Origin of the sequence: Terrimonas sp. (genome assembly GCF_003075435.1) — a bacterium.
Lineage (GTDB): Bacteria > Bacteroidota > Bacteroidia > Chitinophagales > Chitinophagaceae > Agriterribacter.
The window spans coordinates 1-16,528 of sequence record NZ_QCZJ01000016.1 but is presented as its reverse complement, the minus strand read 5'-3'; the positions used below and the strand labels follow the sequence as shown (position 1 = coordinate 16,528).

Below are 16,528 nucleotides of genomic sequence, written 5' to 3'. Positions count from 1 at the left end.
CCGATATTCACTAAAACAGTGTAAATTGAACCATTTTATATTTCTTGCATTATGAATAATAACAATCACAGAAGATCATTTCTAAAAAAAACAATTATGCTTACAACCGGAGCGGTAGCAGGATTTAATATTATTGGCAAAACAAACCCAAATGACGATAGCATCATCGGTCACGGAGCATTCAGGTATAAGGTAAATAAAACCTGGGGTGATCTTGACCCTTCAAAAACACCGGTGCTTAACTGCCACGAAATGGTGCAGGACTCTAAAGGCAGGCTGGTAATGCTGGGAGACGAAATAAGGAATAATATACTTGTATATGATAAATCAGGTAAACTGCTTGATTCATGGGGCACAAAATATTCAGGTGGGCACGGGCTAACACTAACCAATGAAGGCGGTGAAGATTTTTTGTTTATTGCCGATAGCGGTTATTATCTCGGCAGAAATGGTAAGGGCGGAAGACAATCGGGTTCTGTGTATAAAACAACGATCAATGGTGATCTTGTATTTGCATTGGGTCATCCTGCAACTATAGGTGTATATAAAGATGATGAGAAATTTCAGCCAACCGAAACTGCCGTTGCACCGAACGGTGATTTTTATGTGGCAGATGGCTACGGCTCTGATTATATTATTCAATACAATCACAAAGGAGAATATATCAGGCACTTTGGCGGGCACAATAACGTCAATCCCGAACATAACCTGAGCCAGGCGCATGGTATTGCTGTTGATACACGTAATCCATCATCACCCAAATTAATTTGCACCTCGCGTAATGAGAACGCATTTAAATTTTTCACGCTTGATGGTAAATATATAGAAACAGTAAAGCTTCCGGGCGCTTATGTATGTCGCCCGGTTATTAACGGAGAAAATATTTATGCCGGCGTGTGCTGGTCAAACTTTAGAGACAGCGGAAAAATGAATGGGGGGAAATCCGGGTTTGTTACTATACTTGACAAGAATAATAAAGTAGTTTCAAACCCCGGCGGTACAAAGCCTGTATACAAAAATGGCGTATTGCAACCCATGTTCATGGATGGTGCGATTTTTTATCACGGCCATGATGTATGCGTAGATGATGAAAAGAATGTGTATGTATGCCAATGGAATGCTGAGAAAACATATCCTGTAAAACTGGAGAGAGTTTAAAAAATATCCATGCAAACAGACTGGTCGCAATTTTTAGGCAGGTTTCATCCTCTTGTTGTTCATCTTCCGATAGGTATTATTGTATTTGCGGTATTGCTGGTTATTATATCAGCGTACCGCAAAAGCATATTGCTTGATAAAGCAATTGATATAGCATTGCTTGCCGGTTTTGCCGGCGCTGTGTTTGCAATAGTTACCGGGTTTTTATTATCCGGCAAGGGCGGCTATGATGCAAATACACTTTCCTGGCATAAATGGATAGGTATTGCAGCGGCTATTGTTTGTTTTGCCTGTTGGTTAACCAGGAGAAAACCTGAGCCAGGGAAAAAAACCAGCAATGCTTTACTTATTATCTCTACCATACTGATTGCTATTGGTGGGCACCTTGGTGGCAACATGACTCACGGGGAAGGATACCTGACGAAATACCTGCCGGCTTCTCTGCAAAAAATTTTTGGCGCGGCACCCAAAACCATCCCTAAAAAAACATTTGCCTCTGTAGATTCTGTAATTGTATATGAAGATATTATTCAGCCGGTACTCAATAACAAATGTATAAGCTGTCATAACCCCGGCAAACAAAAAGGCGATCTTGATTTGAGCAGCAAAGATGGCATAACAAAAGGAGGCAAAAGCGGCGCTGCTGTTATTGCTGCAGATTTAGAAAAGAGCGAACTGCTCCATCGTGTAACCCTGCCTGTTACCAGCTCTAAATTTATGCCTGCGGATAATCAACCGGCGTTAACACCTGTAGAGATATCACTTATCAAATGGTGGATAAACACGGGAGCGGATTATGAAAAAAATGTTGCAAAGCAGCATGCAGATGATAAAAGCAAATATCTCATATCTGCTTATCTTGGTATTGATGCGGCAAATGATAAAGACATCATTCTTCCTGTTGCAGCGGCAGCAGATTCTGCTGCTTTAAAGCAACTTAAAGAAGCCGGTATTATTCTCCGGTCTGTATCATCTGAGAGCAATCTGTTGCAGGCTTCATTTGTTATGGTGCAGCAATCAACTGAATCTGAAATAGTCAATCTGTTAAATAAGCTTTATGCAGTAAAAGAACAGCTATACCAGCTCGATGTAAAACATTGTGTACTGTCAAAAGAAGCTTTACAAATCATTGGCAGCTTCAGCATGCTTAACAAGTTAGATATGCAGCAAACAAAACTTGCTGATGAAATAATAACACCATTGGGTAAACTTCAACAACTCAATATTCTGAATATTGGGGAGAATGATATTACCGATAAAAGTTTTGCTGTTTTAAAGGAAATGAAAGCACTTAAGAAAACTAATCTCTGGCAAACAAAAGTAACGGAAGACGGGATTAAAGATTTTCAGTCTGTCTCAAAAGATATAACCATCGAGCATTGATTTTTAATGATCAATCATGAAAAAATATTGTAGTATTATTTGCATTGCTTTATTCGGTGTGCTTACCATCTCGTATAGAAATGCCGGACCCTTTCCTAAAAAAGTAAAGCGTATACTCTTTATCGGTAACAGTATTACCTATGCCGGTAAATATGTTACAGATATTGAAACTTATTTTACCATTAATTATCCCGGTAAACATTACGAGTTTATAAATGTAGGACTGCCGAGCGAAACGGTTTCAGGGCTTTCGGAAGAGGGGCATGCGGATGGAAGATTTCCAAGACCAGACCTGCACGAAAGATTAGCGCGGGTGCTTGCTGCTATCAAGCCTGATATCGTATTTGCAAGTTATGGCATGAATGATGGTATATACCAGCCATTTGATGAGCAAAGGTTCCAGAAGTTCAAAGTAGGTATAATCTGGCTGCACGATGCAGTAATTAAAACCGGTGCAAAAATGGTTCACCTTACACCCCCGATATTTGATGAAAAAAACGGTGGGCATGCGGGCTATGCTGAAGTGCTTGACAGGTATAGTGAATGGCTGCTTAGCCAGCGCTACAGGGCAGAATGGGATGTAGCGGATATTCATTTTCCCATGAAAAAATATTTGCTGGATCACCGGGCGAAAGACACTTCTTTTGTTTTAGCCAAAGACGGCGTTCATCCCGGCGACGAAGGGCACTGGCTGATGGCAAAGCAGGTTTTGCTATATCTTAATGAAGATAAAATTGCCGGCGCCGCAAGCATTAATGATATTATATCAACTTATCCCAACGGAGAAAAAATTTTGCAGATGGTTGCAGAAAAGCAAGGTATAATGAAAGATGCCTGGCTTACCGCTATAAAACATACGAGGCCCGAAATGAAAGTTGGACTGCCGCTTAAAGAAGCAAGAATCAAAGCAAAACAAATTGATGATCAGATACGGAATTTAGTCAGTGGAAAATAGCAGGGCATGCCCTATCCTTTCACAACAGCTCTGATTTTAGTCTTTTACCTGCCTGTAGAAAATATTTTCCTTATAGCTTTTTCATACGCTTCCGCGTACTTCATCATACCTATATCGTTAGGATGTGTACCGTCTACCGTGCTTTCCATATCAAAGCCTATATCTTTTGCCGTGAGTAAATAAATATTTTTTACCCCTTCTTTTTTCATTTTTGAAAAAGTATTTGCCATCACTTCGCTTGTCCATATATACCGGTTTGCAGAGGCAGAATCAAGATTTACAGCAGGAAAACCGCAGCAATGTTCAGCCAATAATATTGGCGTAGCGGGATGTTTTGATTGCAGGCTTTTTACCGAATTACGAATACGGTTTTCAAGCTCAGGTTCCGGGTACTGTTTTTTATCAACAAGGTTCGGTTGACAATCAAGTACAAAAAGTTTCGCGTCAATTTCATTGATCAGATCAATTACCGGTTGCTCCAGCCGTCCATTACCGGAAAAGCCCAGGTTAATAATAGGCATATTCAGCTTTCTTCCTAAAATATTTGTCCATGCTAATCCCGGTCTGCTGGCGCAGCCGCCCTGTAAAATAGAAGTGCCATACAGCACCAAAGGTTTTTCTTTGTTTACAGGTAATGCAGAAAATGTATTGGTTTCCGGCACGCCTATATTCAACCATACAGGTGTATTATATAAAGGCAGGTATAACCGGAATTCTTTTACCGGAGCAGGTGAAGCAAAACCAGAATACCTGTACTCGATAGTATCTCCGAATTTGTAAGCTGCCCTTACCCAATGCCAGTTATCCGCATTATCCTGTACATATAGATCAACCCCGCTCACGCCGGTAGACGGCATATGGTCAAAGTTTTTTCCACCGGATACTATATAGCGAACAACAATTTCGCTTGCATTGGTCGTAAATCGTATATATTCTCCTGCAGCATTTTTTGACAGCTTCCATACTTCTTTCCTAACTGTTTGTTCTGCTTTTGCAGGAAACCTGTCGTAAGCATCTTTTAACTCAGCTTGCCATCCTCTGCCTTCAATAACAGGAAATGCGGATTGAGCCGGGTCAAACCATTTGTAGGTATGTGAGGCTTGTGAGTAAGAGAAACCAACAATCATTGAAAGGAATAAAAGCATGAAAATTCTATTCATAAAAAAGTATTATATAAAGACTTGTTCAATGTACTACTAAAAAATTATAATGAGCTTGCAAATTCATAACCTATCATTAATTTTAATTCAAAGTATATACAATGAAAACTTTTTTGTCAGGATTGATTTTTCTTCTCGGATTTCAATATCAGCTTCACGCCGCCATTACCGATACTGTTGAAACCCGCAGCAATATCATGAATAAAAATATTAAGGCGGTAGTGATAAAACCAGATAATTATGCTGCTGCCAAAGCGTTGCCTGTTGTGTATTTACTGCACGGTTATAGCGGCAATTATGCCGATTGGGTTAAAAAGGCAACCGGTGTTGAAAAATTAGCTGATACTTATAACATCATTATCGTTTGTCCTGATGGAAATTTTGGTAGCTGGTATTGGGATAGCCCTGTTGATTCATCTTTTCGTTATGAAACATATATTGCAACAGAGCTGGTTAGCTGGATTGATTCAAAATACAAAACCATTAAAGACAGAAAAGGGAGAGCCATCACCGGGCTGAGTATGGGCGGACACGGTGCATTATACCTGGCCTTTAAGCACCAGGATGTGTTTGGTGCTGCCGGCAGTATGAGCGGGGGTGTTGATATACGCCCTTTTCCCAATAACTGGGATATGGCAAAACGCCTTGGCCCTTACGCCCAATACCCAGACCGCTGGGAAAAAAATACAGTGATCAATATGCTTCACCTGCTTACCCCAGCTTCTCTTTCCTTTATTATTGATTGTGGTAGCAGTGATTTTTTTTATGAAGTGAATGAAAATCTGCACAAGGAACTTTTATACCGCAACATACCGCATGATTATATTGTGAGACCGGGTGCGCATAACTGGGCTTACTGGACCAATGCCGTTCAATACCAAATGCTGTTTATGCATAACTACTTTATAAGTAAATAATCTGCGGTCCGGTATTTTAAAGACATCAGAAATAATTGCCCCGCGCGTAACAGACAACTTAATCTATATTATTTTTTTTGAGCAGGCATAGTGCAAAATTTGCATCTATAAAGATCACACTATGTCAAACAGAATTTTAGGATTGCATCATATAACGGCTATTGCCAATATTGCCCAGCGTAACCATGACTTTTATACAAAAGTATTAGGGCTGAGGCTGGTTAAGAAAACCGTAAACTTTGATGATCCCGGTACCTATCATTTTTATTATGGCAATGAAGAAGGCACACCCGGAACTATCTTAACATTTTTTCCGTGGGAAGGAATAGGACAGGGCACCAATGGTGTGGGAATGGCTACTGAAATAGCATATGCTGTTGCCGGGGGAAGTATAGATTTCTGGAAAGAACGCTTTAAACAATTCAATATCAAAACCCAAGAAGCAGTTGAACGTTTCGGGGAAATATATCTCCCGTTCACAGATCCCGATGGATTAAACCTGGCACTGGTAGTGCCGAAAACTACGGATAACCGTAAAGGATGGGTAACAGGTGAAGTTGCTGAAAGCGTTGCTACCAAAGGATTCCAGGGAACAACACTAAGCTTAAAAGAACTTGAGCCAACAGCAAGAGTGCTCACTGATATTTTGGGATATAAACAAACCGGGCAGGAAGGGAACAGGTATCGCTTTATAACTGATGCTATAGAAACAGCGTCAACAATAGATATCCTGGTTGATGAAAAAGGGAAGCGTGGTTATAATGCCGCAGGCACTAATCACCACATTGCCTTCAGGGTAGAAACTGATGATGTGCAGATGGCATTCAGGGAAAAAATATTAAGTGCCGGTTTGCAGATAACACCCAAAATTGACCGTGATTATTTCTTCTCATTATATTTCAGGGAACCGGGTGGCGTGCTTTTTGAAATAGCTACAGATAATCCCGGATTTACAGTAGATGAACCGCTGATACAATTAGGCAGCAAATTAAAATTGCCTAAACAATATGAACCTGCAAGAGCTGAGATTGAAAGAGTGTTGCCTGTATTGAAATAAAGTATACAACTGCTAATAATAAAAAATGCATAAAGAAAATATTATAATATCCGGAAATATAAAGAACCCGGCTAAAGCACTAATAATGCTGCACGGCCGTGGCGGCAGCGCTGAAGATATTCTATCCTTAGCCGGGCATCTTAATGTAAAAGATTGTCTGTTATTAGCGCCCCTGGCAACAAATAATACATGGTACCCCTATTCCTTTTTAGCGCCTGTAGCAGAGAATCAGCCGTGGCTGGCTGGCGCATTGGCACTTGTAGGGAAAGCAGCAGGGGAAGCCATTGAAAAGGGAATAGCAAAAGATAAAATTTATTTTCTCGGATTTTCGCAGGGCGCATGCTTAGCGCTGGAGTATATAGCACGCAATGCCTCAAAATATGGCGGGGCAGTTGCTTTTACCGGCGGTTTAATTGGAGATAAAATTTATCCTGAAAACTATAAAGGTAACTTTGAAGAAACACCGGTATTTATAGGAACAGGTGACCCTGATTTTCATGTGCCGGTAGAACGGGTAAATGCTACTACCAGTATATTAAAACAGATGGGCGCTGCTGTTACCGAAAAGGTATATCCCGGCATGGGGCATACTATAACACAGGATGAAATTAACCTGGCAAACCAATTGGTTTTTAAATGATGAGTATTGATATGTATACAGTCTGTACAACCATTAAGAGATTAAGGGAATTAAGGATACTTATGTTTCTTAATTTCTTAATGACTGTAATCTTAAATCATCTGCCGCAAATAAACGCAGGAATTTGTGAGAATGAAACATAAGACATGAGATGATCAGGTGTACTATCTGATGCTTAACGTTTAATGTAGCAATAAAAGAAAAAGAAAGTTTATGCAAACACAATATTTTCCCGCATCAGAGCGGGGTAAAAAAGATGCCGGCTGGCTTAGAAGCAATTTTGTTTTTAGTTTCAGTAACTATCAAAACCCTGTAAGGAGCGCCTTTGGAACATTGTTCGCTTTTAATGATGATTATCTCGTGAAAGACAAAGGCTTTGGGATTCATCCGCATATTAATATGGAAATAATTTCCATATTACTGAAAGGAAAGATGAACCATAAAGACACGATGGGCTATAGTACTGTAATTGAAGAAGGTGGTATTCAGATCATGAGCGCGGGCAGCGGGCTAAAACATGAAGAATATAATATAGGTGAAGAAGAAGTAAACTTTTTACAGATATGGATTTACCCGAAGCAGCAAAACATTAATCCCAGGTATCAAACCCGGAACTTTCCTAAAGAGAAAAGAAAAAATAAACTGGCTACCATCGTTTCTTATGAAGAAGGTGCAGAGCACTGCTGGATAAATCAAAATGCAAAGCTATCGATCGGGTATTTTGATAAGGGAAAAGAAATACCCTATCATTTCCGCGAAGAAAATATGTGCCTGTTTGTTTTTAATATTTCAGGAGCTATTACCGTTAACGGAACAAAAGTTCCTCAACGTGATGCAATAGGCATTTGGGATACAGACAGCATAAACATTACATGCGAAAAAGAAAGCGAATTCCTGGTTATTGAAACAGTGATCAATCAAAAATAATGTTGCTGAAGTTGTATGAAGCAGCTTATGCAAGTTGCTCTTTCAGCAAAGCAATAATTTCTTTTTGTGTGCTTAGCGACTTATCATTATTGTAATAATTTTGGATAGCCACTTTCGTTTCTTCAAAATCTGCTTTGCGTGCTCTTAATGAAAGATAAAGCTCCTGTCCTTCCCTGGGCCTGGGTCCCCAGCTAAACAGGTCTTTGCCTTTTTCATCCCGGACAATCAATTTTGGAATCGACTTTGTTCCGCCGGTAAGATATTGCTCTATTTCAGAATTACTATCACGCAATTGAATCTGAAGTGTAATATTATTATTCTGCACGCTCATTAAATAAATGATCGGCACTATATGCGCCGCATCACCGCACCAGGGCTCGGTAATAACAATCCATTGCTGCGGCTTTTGTATTTGTAGTAAAACAGCTTTTGTTTCTTCTGTTACCGGGTTTGTTTTAACCCACCTCCGCATACGGGCGTCATTCATTTTTGTGTAGTGATGATAATCCGGGTTGTCATAGGGAGGTTGAGGTTTTTCTTCGCTTAAGATTTCATGTGTATAATCAAGGTATTGCTGCCAGTTCATTATCAGTTTATTTTTTTGAGCGGCAAAAATACACAGAATGTATATACAGATAAGTAATAAGGGTCCAGGCTGCAGATTTTAACTTCATGATAAACATTTTCTTTCATTCATCGCATTATTTTTCCGTTGAAACAAAAGTTATAGTTCTGCAATGCATAGCATTGTAATTTAGTTGTTATCTGCTATGAAAGAATTGTTTTTATTATGCTGCACCATCGCTATGCTATCCGGCATTGTAGCCCAGCCAAAATTAAAGGGCAGCATTATATTATACGCGGTAAGCGAACAGAAGGCTCCCCTAAGCAATGTAACTATTGAGCTTTTGAAATTGCCGGATTCAACGATCATCCGGCATAAAATTTCTGACAAAGAAGGGAAAACAACGATACAGGATATAGAGCCGGGAGAATATGTTTGCAGAGTAAGTATGGCAGGATACGCAAGTTTCATTTCTGAAAAAATAGCTGTTGCAGCAGCATCTGTAAATGAAAAAACATTTGTGTTGTCTTCCGGGGCTAAAACACTCACAGCAATAAAACTCACAGCACGTAAACCTCCCATTCAGCAATTACCCGATAAAACTGTTATCAATATCGACGCGGGAATAACAAATGCAGGAGCAACGGTGTTGGATGTGCTTGAGAAATCTCCCGGTATTACTGTTGACAGATCGGGTAATATCAACATGAAGGGAAAACAGGGCGTGCTGGTAATGATGGATGGGAAACCGCTGTATATATCGGGTGCCGAATTAATTACTTTACTGGAAAACATGAATGCAGGCCAGGCAGAGCTGATTGAGCTGATGGATAATCCTCCTGCCAAATATGATGCGTCGGGCAATGCGGGCATTATCAACATCAAAACAAAAAAGAACCGGCAGAGAGGATTTAACGGGAGTGCAAATCTTTCGTATGGCCAGGGGCGTTACTACAAAAGCAACAACAGCATATCTCTGAATTACAGGAACAACAAATTCAACTACTTTTTTAACTATAACATTGCAGCTAATAAAAATTTTATGGATCTGTATGCACTGAGAACGTATTATAAGGCAGACGAAACAACTGTTGAATCTGTATTGCAGCAGCCGACTGTTATGACAGCAAGAGGTAAAAATAATATTTTACGAATGGGTGCGGATTATGCATTGAGCAATAAAACTACGCTCGGCGTTATGGTATCGGCACTTGCACTGTCAAGAAAAAATCCGGGAGATGCAACGGCTCAATGGTTAAATAACAACGGCAGCGCTGATTCTGTAATTCTTACGCACAGCGATAATAATGTGCGATGGAAAAATGGTGGTATAAACGCGAATCTGAAGCAGGTATTTTCCACTACCAGCGAGTTAGGCGCCGACTTTGATTATATTGACTATGACATCAGCAATATGCAGGTTTTTAAAAACGATCTTGATGCTCCGGGAGGGTATAGTGAAGCTTCAAAAGGTGATCTTGATGCCCGCATCAGGATATATGCCGCCAAAGCCGACTATACAAAAAGCTTCAGTAACAATCTGAAAATGGAGACAGGCTGGAAATCTTCTTATATCAGGACAAACAATTTAGCTGAGTATTATTTTATGCAGTTAAACGATTGGCAACCGGATTATGGAAAAACCAACCATTTTCTCTACGATGAAAATATTCACGCGCTATATACCGACGCGGAAAAACAGTCGGGCAGAATAAGGGCAAAGCTTGGGTTACGTTATGAGCTTACCGGTTATAAAGCCAGGCAGGCAGGAAATAGTATTGTTAAAGATTCTTCATTCTCCAGGAATTACGGCGGGCTTTTTCCCTCTGCATTCATCAGCTGGCAGGCAGATTCTGTCAACCTGTTTTCCATTAGTGCCGGCCGGCGCATTGAACGCCCGGCTTTTCAAAAGCTGAACCCATTTGTTTTTGTAATAAACAAATATACTTACCAGCGCGGTAACCCCTTTTACAAACCACAGTATACCTGGAACGCCGGCATCAGCCATAGTTATAAAAGCATGCTGACTACAAGCCTGGATTACAGTATTGTGAAAGATTATTTCTCGCAGGTTTTTTTGAAAGACAGCACCGGTTCATTTGTGTATACAGAAGGAAATGTTGGTAAGATGAAGAGCCTTTCTCTGACTGTAAGTTTCCAGTCATCGGTTTTTTCGTGGTGGTTTATATCGGCAGATGCAACGGTAACGTATAAACGAATGAAGAGCGAGCTATGGAGAGTCTTTAATGTGTCGTTCACGCAAATGAATACAAATATTACCAACCAGTTCAGGTTGGGCAAAGGCTGGTCTGCTGAATTATCTGGTATATATACCACAAAAAGCCAGCAGGATCTGCAGGAGGTGCTTGACCCGACGGGGCAGGTTTCTATTGGTTTGGCTAAACAGGTGCTTAAGAATACAGGAACAGTTAAACTAACAGCCAGGGATATATTTTATACACAGTCCATGGCAGGGCTTACTACTTTCTACAATGCGCAGGAATATTTCAAGATTACCCGCGACAGCAGGGTTTGCACCTTATCTTTTACATACCGTTTTGGTAAGCAATTCAAATCCCTGCCGCAAAGACCGGGCGGTGCGGGAGAAGAGGTGGATCGGGTGGGGAGTTAATTTAAAATTAAAAAACGAGAGAACCTGAGGTTGTTAAAGCGTAAGCATGAAATTCATGTAAATGTTGAAGTGGCGGATATATAGTTTGGAAATATTCCACTGCACTACCCTTCTCCGCAAGGAAAAGGATAGGAGGATGAGGTGTTAATATTAACCCCGGCAATTATGATTTCTTTTCCGCTTTATACTTTTTCTCCGCTTCTGAAGCTTTTTCAAAATCGAGTATAACGCCGTTTATGCAATAGCGCAAACCTGTAGGAGGGGGTCCGTCTTCAAACACATGTCCTAAATGCGCTTTGCAACGTCCGCATTCTACTTCTGTTCTGTCCATTCCGTGTGAATGATCAGGAAGATATATGATGCTGCTTTTACTGATAGGCTCATAAAAGCTCGGCCACCCGCACCCGCTTTCAAATTTGGTATCGCTTTTAAATAGCGCGTTACCGCAGGCCGCGCAATAATACGTTCCCACCTCATTAAACTTTTCAAATTTACTTGTCCAGGGCCTTTCTGTTCCCTTCATTCTTGCTATATAATAAACATCCTGTGAAAGTGTTTTCTTCCATTCCTCATCCGTAAGGTTAACTTTTGAAGTATCGGTGCGGGAATATATTTTGCTTTTATTATTGGTATTATTGTCCATAATGGTTGTTGTATTTTTTTTAGATGATTGTGAAAAGCTGCATTGATGCATAATCAATGGCAAGAGCAGAATAAAAACGGTGAGTAAACGCATATACACTGTTTTCTTATTTTACAAAATTACGGAAGGTACTCATGAATATACTATATTGAAATAATCGCAGATTGTTAAAATAAGGGGCTTTAAAACCAACATTTCCTGCTTTTGTTAACGCTTTATTAATACGTTCCTTTATATTTGCCGCTCACCTAAGGTTTGTAAGTACATGTTCAACTTAATTTTGTTTGGTCCTCCCGGCAGCGGAAAAGGCACGCAGTCTGAAAAATTAATTGCGAAATACGGGTTAAAGCATTTGTCTACCGGTGACCTGCTGCGTAGCGAAATAGCCGCTCAAACCCCATTAGGCCTTGAAGCTAAAAGCTTTATGGATAAGGGACAACTTGTTCCGGATGAAGTGGTTATAGGAATGATCAGCTCTGCCCTTGACAACAACCCGAATGCAAAGGGCTTTTTGTTTGATGGCTTTCCCCGCACTGAAGCCCAGGCTGAGGCGCTTGATAAATTGCTGAAGCTGAAGAAAACAGCCATTCATTTAATGCTGGCGCTTGATGTGGCTGAAGCTGAATTGATTAAAAGGCTTTTAGGGCGTGGCAAAACTTCCGGCAGAAGCGATGATACCAATGAAGAAGTAATTAAGGCGCGCATAGCCGAGTATCATAAGAAAACCACCCCTGTTGCAGACTACTATCTGAAGTTTGACAAGGTGAAACACATAAAGGGTGAAGGTACTGTTGATGAAATTTTTGAAGTGATCAGCAAAGAGATAGACGGTAAAATATAATTGCGTTTACGATATTTTTTCATGGAGGATTACGGCCTGGCAGCCGTAATTTTTTTTGCTGTTTCTATACTGTTGTCGATCCGGGCGTTTACGGTATCTATTTTCTCTTTTTCTTTTTTGAAGAAAACCAGCTTTTCATCTTCCGAATTTCCCGCGTTGTCAGGATTAAAATCCTGCATCCATTTATTCATCAGCTCTTCGGCATACACCAGGTTGTTAAAAGCGATATCAAACGCCGCTGTATTTTGCTGATTCTTTGTTTTCAGCCCGGCTATTGAATCTTTTTGTTGCGAGATCAACGTTTTCAGCCGGACAATTTCTCCCATTTTTTTCATACTTACATCATGCCCGTCCATTACAGATTTGTAAAGGCTGTCTGATGCTGTTTTAGGTACCGACGCGTTATGCTCATCTGCCGGCTGGTTATTGTTTGTATTGCTACAGGCGTATGCTGCCATCAAAAGAAGAAAAGCGATATAATTTTTCATGAACCTGCTTGATTTATTTGCCGCAAAGATACCGGTAAACGTTTCGTATCTTTTAAAATAATAATTAAATTGTGTTGAAGGTATTCTACAATAATCATTAAACGTTATACATGATACACCAGATTAAGGAAGGATATGTAAAAGTTGAACCAAAGCATGGCATTACAACAATAGAATTTTTTCATCCCCAGGGTAATGCATTACCGGCAGCAATACTTGCAGACCTGGCCCAGGAAATACACAGTGCCGGTTTGGATACAGAAACAAAAGTGATTGTGTTACGATCAGCAGGCGAAGGAGCATTCTGTGCCGGGGCTTCTTTTAATGAAATAAAAGCAGTAACTACACCAGAAGAAGGAAGGGTATTTTTCAGTGGGTTTGCGAATGTAATTAATGCGATGCGCAAATGTCCAAAATTGATCATTGCCCGGATACACGGTAAATGTGTGGGCGGTGGTGTTGGGCTTGCAGCCGCTGCTGATTATGCAATAGCGTTAGAAGGCGCCGATGTAAAGCTCAGCGAACTATCAATAGGCTTTGGTCCTTTTGTGGTTGGCCCTGCTATTGAAAAAAGAATAGGATTGGCAGCATTCAGCCAACTGGCAATTGACGCTGCAATGTGGCGCCCCGCGGAGTGGGCAAGAAGAAAAGGGCTGTATGCCGAACTGCATTCCAATCTTGAAAATATGGATGAATCAATTCAACGGCTTGCCAATGAATTGATGCATGCCAATCCCGAAGCGATGGCTGAAATGAAAAAAATTTTATGGCGTGATGCAGATGATTGGGATACACTTCTTCCTGAACGCGCTGCTATTAGCGGGAGGCTGGTGGTAAGCAGTTATGCTAAAGCGGCGCTGGAGAAGATAAAGAGTAAGTTGCACTAATTATTTACCGGTAAGGCCTTAGCCGATAGAAAATGCTGTGCATGAGGGATTTGTTGAGTTAGCAGAAAGTAACGGCAATGCACAGTGCAACACTACCAACCCTGCACCAGAAGATAATTTCAAAATATAAGTCCTGCGTTACGGGAAACTTGCAAGAAAAAAGGTATAACCTCAACAGCCCATTTTATAGGTAAGTGGCTTTTGTCGTCCGCTGTCTGCCGGGCCTGGTCGATTGTCTGCCAAAAAATAAAAAAGAGAGGAAAGGAAAAAATTTAATTGAACGATTGTCTGAACTCCAAAGGCGAAACGTTCGTCTTTGTCTTGAAAAGTTTGCTGAATGATTGTGAATGTTCAAAGCCTAGTTCATAAGCAATTTCGCTGACGGATAAATTAGTCGTAGATAATTTTTCTTTGGCTTTGTCAATAAGTTTGTCGTGTATGTGTTGCTGTGTGCTTTGCCCTGTGAGAACTTTCATTAAACTGCTTAAATACTTGGGTGATGTGTTTAGTGTGTCCGAAATATGTTGAACTGTCGGCAACCCTTTTGAAACCAAATCATCGCTGTTAAAGTAGTCGGAAAGCAATTTTTCCAATCGGTCAAGAATCTGGTGATTGCTTTTTTCTCTTGTGATAAATTGACGATTGTAAAAACGTTCCGAATAATTAAGCAAACTTTCCACTTGTGAAACAATGATTTGTTTACTAAACCTGTCAATACTGTTGTGGTATTCCTGCTGAATGTTTTGCATAATGCCAATAATCGTGAACTCTTCTTTTTCCGAAAGCCATAAGGCCTCGTTTACGGCATAGCCGAAAAATTCGTATCGGTTTATTGCTTTGGCAAGCGCTGTATTCCAAAAAAAATCAGGGTGAATGAGCAACATAGAGCCCGTTGGCCGGGGTTCGTTCGGGCTGTTCTCCACGCTAAAAACCTGATTGGGTGCAATGAAATACATCACACCCTTATCAAAGTCATATTGTGTTTGCCCGTAGCGGATTTTACCGCAATTCCGTTTTAAGGAGATAGAATAAAAATCCATTATCACTTTCATATTCATTGTTTCTTCGGAATATGAAAAGTCTGCCACATTTACCACACTGATAAGCGGGTGTCCGGGTGCAGGCAAATTTCGCAACTGGTGAAATTCGCTGATCGATTTTATTCGTATTGGTTTTGTATTTGCCATAGTGCAAAGATAATTATTACAACCCCTGTCCGCCCGAAATTTCAATGCGTTGCCCGGTTATCCAACGTGCGTCATCGGTGCATAGAAATGCCACTACACCGCCAATATCTTCGGGTAAACCTACCCGCCCGAGAGCTGTAACATTTGCAATGTAAGCATTCATCTCTTTATTATCCCGCACAACGCCACCGCCAAAATCGGTTTCAATAGCTCCGGGTGCAACTGCATTTACACGGATTTTTCTTGCACCTAATTCAACTGCCAGATAACGGGTAAGCACTTCTATTGCACCTTTCATTGAAGCGTAAACCGAATAATTCGGAATTGCAAAACGTGCAAGCCCTGTTGATACGTTCACAATTCCGCCTCCGTCATTAATAAACGGCAATGCTTTTTGTGTCAGGAAAAACACGCCTTTGTAGTGAATATTGAACGTGTCGTCTAATTGTGCCTCGGTAGTATCCTTTACAGGTGCGTATAAAGCCGTTCCTGCATTGTTAACCAGGAAATCAAAATCCGGGCTTCCTGTTTCTTTTTGTAAATGTTCGGTAGCTTGTTTAATAAAGCCGTCAAACTGGCTTATATTTCTTGTATCCAACTGAAAAGCGGTTGCCTTTCGTCCAAGCGATTGAATTTCTGATACAACTTTGTCCGCTGCTGCTTTGTTTGAATGGTAGGTAAAAACTATGTCAATACCTTTTTGGGCAAGGGCTAACGCCATATCTCTGCCCAGTCCACGACTCCCGCCTGTAACCAATGCGGTTTTGGTTTTTGTACTCATTTTATTTTGAATTTATTTGTGAAATTGGTGTTGAGATTAAAAGTGCTGATACTGTTTTAATTTTCCTGTTCTTTAATACCGCAAAATTGCAAAGCCATCAAAAAACAGATGTAGCCAAATGTCAGAATGTTGTAGTCAAAAAGGAAAAGTCCATTATTTTGGGCTGGCGGGTAAGCCTGGTGTATATTCCTGCACATGCTGACCCACTATTCCTGCACATGCTGACCCATCATTCCTGATCATGTTGACCCACTCTGATTAGGGATGGTCATGTATTGTCAAAGTACATTCTTGCATGTTGACCCAC

At 40.6% G+C, this 16,528-nt stretch carries 16 protein-coding genes; 10 read left to right on the top strand and 6 right to left on the bottom strand.

What is annotated here, in order from left to right:
- Nucleotides 1-96: 96 nt before the first annotated feature.
- Genes DC498_RS16545 through DC498_RS16535 form a run of 3 tightly spaced genes read left to right on the top strand, consistent with a single transcriptional unit; the run spans nt 97 to nt 3,496 of the window.
- The gene (locus DC498_RS16545) at nt 97-1,158 is read left to right on the top strand and encodes a 6-bladed beta-propeller (RefSeq protein WP_240628035.1); all 1,062 of its coding nucleotides are present in this window, start codon (nt 97-99) and stop codon (nt 1,156-1,158) included.
- Nucleotides 1,159-1,167: 9 nt separating this feature from the next.
- Complete coding sequence (locus tag DC498_RS16540; RefSeq protein ID WP_116875300.1) at nt 1,168-2,541, top strand: c-type cytochrome domain-containing protein; 1,374 nt, start codon at nt 1,168-1,170, stop codon at nt 2,539-2,541.
- Nucleotides 2,542-2,557: 16 nt separating this feature from the next.
- On the top strand, nt 2,558-3,496 hold the full coding sequence (locus tag DC498_RS16535; protein WP_116875299.1) for an SGNH/GDSL hydrolase family protein: 939 nt from the start codon (nt 2,558-2,560) through the stop codon (nt 3,494-3,496).
- 44 nt (nt 3,497-3,540) lie between these two features.
- On the opposite strand, the gene DC498_RS16530 is transcribed toward DC498_RS16535, so the two are convergent.
- Entirely contained in the window at nt 3,541-4,656 is a 1,116-nt protein-coding gene (locus DC498_RS16530) for an SGNH/GDSL hydrolase family protein (RefSeq protein WP_116875298.1), read from the bottom strand.
- Nucleotides 4,657-4,757: 101 nt separating this feature from the next.
- On the opposite strand from DC498_RS16530, the gene DC498_RS16525 reads away from it, so the two are divergent.
- The 4 genes from DC498_RS16525 (at nt 4,758) to DC498_RS16510 (ending at nt 8,197) form a co-directional block, all read left to right on the top strand.
- The gene (locus DC498_RS16525; RefSeq protein WP_116875297.1) at nt 4,758-5,573 is read left to right on the top strand and encodes an alpha/beta hydrolase; all 816 of its coding nucleotides are present in this window, start codon (nt 4,758-4,760) and stop codon (nt 5,571-5,573) included.
- Nucleotides 5,574-5,694: 121 nt separating this feature from the next.
- Entirely contained in the window at nt 5,695-6,630 is a 936-nt protein-coding gene (locus DC498_RS16520; protein ID WP_116875296.1) for a ring-cleaving dioxygenase, read from the top strand.
- A gap of 25 nt (nt 6,631-6,655) precedes the next feature.
- Nucleotides 6,656-7,270 carry an alpha/beta hydrolase gene (locus tag DC498_RS16515; protein ID WP_116875295.1) on the top strand — a complete coding sequence of 205 codons (615 nt, stop codon included), beginning with the start codon at nt 6,656-6,658 and terminating at the stop codon, nt 7,268-7,270.
- A 213-nt stretch (nt 7,271-7,483) separates the two neighbouring features.
- The gene (locus DC498_RS16510) at nt 7,484-8,197 is read left to right on the top strand and encodes a pirin family protein (protein ID WP_116875294.1); all 714 of its coding nucleotides are present in this window, start codon (nt 7,484-7,486) and stop codon (nt 8,195-8,197) included.
- Nucleotides 8,198-8,222: 25 nt separating this feature from the next.
- On the opposite strand, the gene DC498_RS16505 is transcribed toward DC498_RS16510, so the two are convergent.
- Nucleotides 8,223-8,783: a thioredoxin family protein gene (locus tag DC498_RS16505; protein ID WP_116875293.1), complete on the bottom strand. Its 561-nt coding sequence runs from the start codon at nt 8,781-8,783 to the stop codon at nt 8,223-8,225.
- Between the two features lie 184 nt (nt 8,784-8,967).
- On the opposite strand from DC498_RS16505, the gene DC498_RS16500 reads away from it, so the two are divergent.
- Entirely contained in the window at nt 8,968-11,394 is a 2,427-nt protein-coding gene (locus DC498_RS16500; RefSeq protein WP_116875292.1) for an outer membrane beta-barrel protein, read from the top strand.
- Nucleotides 11,395-11,557: 163 nt separating this feature from the next.
- On the opposite strand, the gene msrB is transcribed toward DC498_RS16500, so the two are convergent.
- On the bottom strand, nt 11,558-12,130 hold the full coding sequence (msrB, locus tag DC498_RS16495; RefSeq protein ID WP_116875291.1) for a peptide-methionine (R)-S-oxide reductase MsrB: 573 nt from the start codon (nt 12,128-12,130) through the stop codon (nt 11,558-11,560).
- A gap of 172 nt (nt 12,131-12,302) precedes the next feature.
- On the opposite strand from msrB, the gene DC498_RS16490 reads away from it, so the two are divergent.
- Nucleotides 12,303-12,878 (top strand): adenylate kinase, encoded by a 576-nt coding sequence (locus tag DC498_RS16490; RefSeq protein ID WP_116875290.1) that lies wholly within the window; start codon nt 12,303-12,305, stop codon nt 12,876-12,878.
- A 29-nt stretch (nt 12,879-12,907) separates the two neighbouring features.
- Here the strand turns inward: DC498_RS16490 and DC498_RS16485 are convergent, their stop codons facing one another.
- Complete coding sequence (locus DC498_RS16485; RefSeq protein WP_116875289.1) at nt 12,908-13,366, bottom strand: hypothetical protein; 459 nt, start codon at nt 13,364-13,366, stop codon at nt 12,908-12,910.
- 110 nt (nt 13,367-13,476) lie between these two features.
- Here DC498_RS16485 and DC498_RS16480 point away from each other — a divergent pair, with 110 nt between their 5' ends.
- On the top strand, nt 13,477-14,253 hold the full coding sequence (locus tag DC498_RS16480) for an enoyl-CoA hydratase/isomerase family protein (protein ID WP_116875288.1): 777 nt from the start codon (nt 13,477-13,479) through the stop codon (nt 14,251-14,253).
- 272 nt (nt 14,254-14,525) lie between these two features.
- On the opposite strand, the gene DC498_RS16475 is transcribed toward DC498_RS16480, so the two are convergent.
- Nucleotides 14,526-15,440, bottom strand: a complete 915-nt coding sequence (locus DC498_RS16475) for a helix-turn-helix domain-containing protein (RefSeq protein WP_116875287.1) — start codon at nt 15,438-15,440, stop codon at nt 14,526-14,528.
- Nucleotides 15,441-15,456: 16 nt separating this feature from the next.
- On the bottom strand, nt 15,457-16,221 hold the full coding sequence (locus tag DC498_RS16470; protein WP_116875286.1) for an SDR family oxidoreductase: 765 nt from the start codon (nt 16,219-16,221) through the stop codon (nt 15,457-15,459).
- Nucleotides 16,222-16,528 lie beyond the last annotated feature (307 nt).

Bases quoted from the DNA above. Each gene is read 5' to 3' on its own strand.
- DC498_RS16510 (WP_116875294.1), top strand. From the start codon at position 7,484: ATGCAAACACAATATTTTCCCGCATCAGAGCGGGGTAAAAAAGATGCC.
- DC498_RS16535 (WP_116875299.1), top strand. From the start codon at position 2,558: ATGAAAAAATATTGTAGTATTATTTGCATTGCTTTATTCGGTGTGCTT.
- DC498_RS16505 (WP_116875293.1), bottom strand. From the start codon at position 8,783: ATGAACTGGCAGCAATACCTTGATTATACACATGAAATCTTAAGCGAA.
- DC498_RS16545 (WP_240628035.1), top strand. From the start codon at position 97: ATGCTTACAACCGGAGCGGTAGCAGGATTTAATATTATTGGCAAAACA.
- DC498_RS16525 (WP_116875297.1), top strand. From the start codon at position 4,758: ATGAAAACTTTTTTGTCAGGATTGATTTTTCTTCTCGGATTTCAATAT.
- DC498_RS16540 (WP_116875300.1), top strand. From the start codon at position 1,168: ATGCAAACAGACTGGTCGCAATTTTTAGGCAGGTTTCATCCTCTTGTT.
- DC498_RS16480 (WP_116875288.1), top strand. From the start codon at position 13,477: ATGATACACCAGATTAAGGAAGGATATGTAAAAGTTGAACCAAAGCAT.
- msrB (WP_116875291.1), bottom strand. From the start codon at position 12,130: ATGCGTTTACTCACCGTTTTTATTCTGCTCTTGCCATTGATTATGCAT.
- DC498_RS16470 (WP_116875286.1), bottom strand. From the start codon at position 16,221: ATGAGTACAAAAACCAAAACCGCATTGGTTACAGGCGGGAGTCGTGGA.
- DC498_RS16515 (WP_116875295.1), top strand. From the start codon at position 6,656: ATGCATAAAGAAAATATTATAATATCCGGAAATATAAAGAACCCGGCT.
- DC498_RS16530 (WP_116875298.1), bottom strand. From the start codon at position 4,656: ATGAATAGAATTTTCATGCTTTTATTCCTTTCAATGATTGTTGGTTTC.
- DC498_RS16485 (WP_116875289.1), bottom strand. From the start codon at position 13,366: ATGAAAAATTATATCGCTTTTCTTCTTTTGATGGCAGCATACGCCTGT.
- DC498_RS16500 (WP_116875292.1), top strand. From the start codon at position 8,968: ATGAAAGAATTGTTTTTATTATGCTGCACCATCGCTATGCTATCCGGC.
- DC498_RS16490 (WP_116875290.1), top strand. From the start codon at position 12,303: ATGTTCAACTTAATTTTGTTTGGTCCTCCCGGCAGCGGAAAAGGCACG.
- DC498_RS16520 (WP_116875296.1), top strand. From the start codon at position 5,695: ATGTCAAACAGAATTTTAGGATTGCATCATATAACGGCTATTGCCAAT.
- DC498_RS16475 (WP_116875287.1), bottom strand. From the start codon at position 15,440: ATGGCAAATACAAAACCAATACGAATAAAATCGATCAGCGAATTTCAC.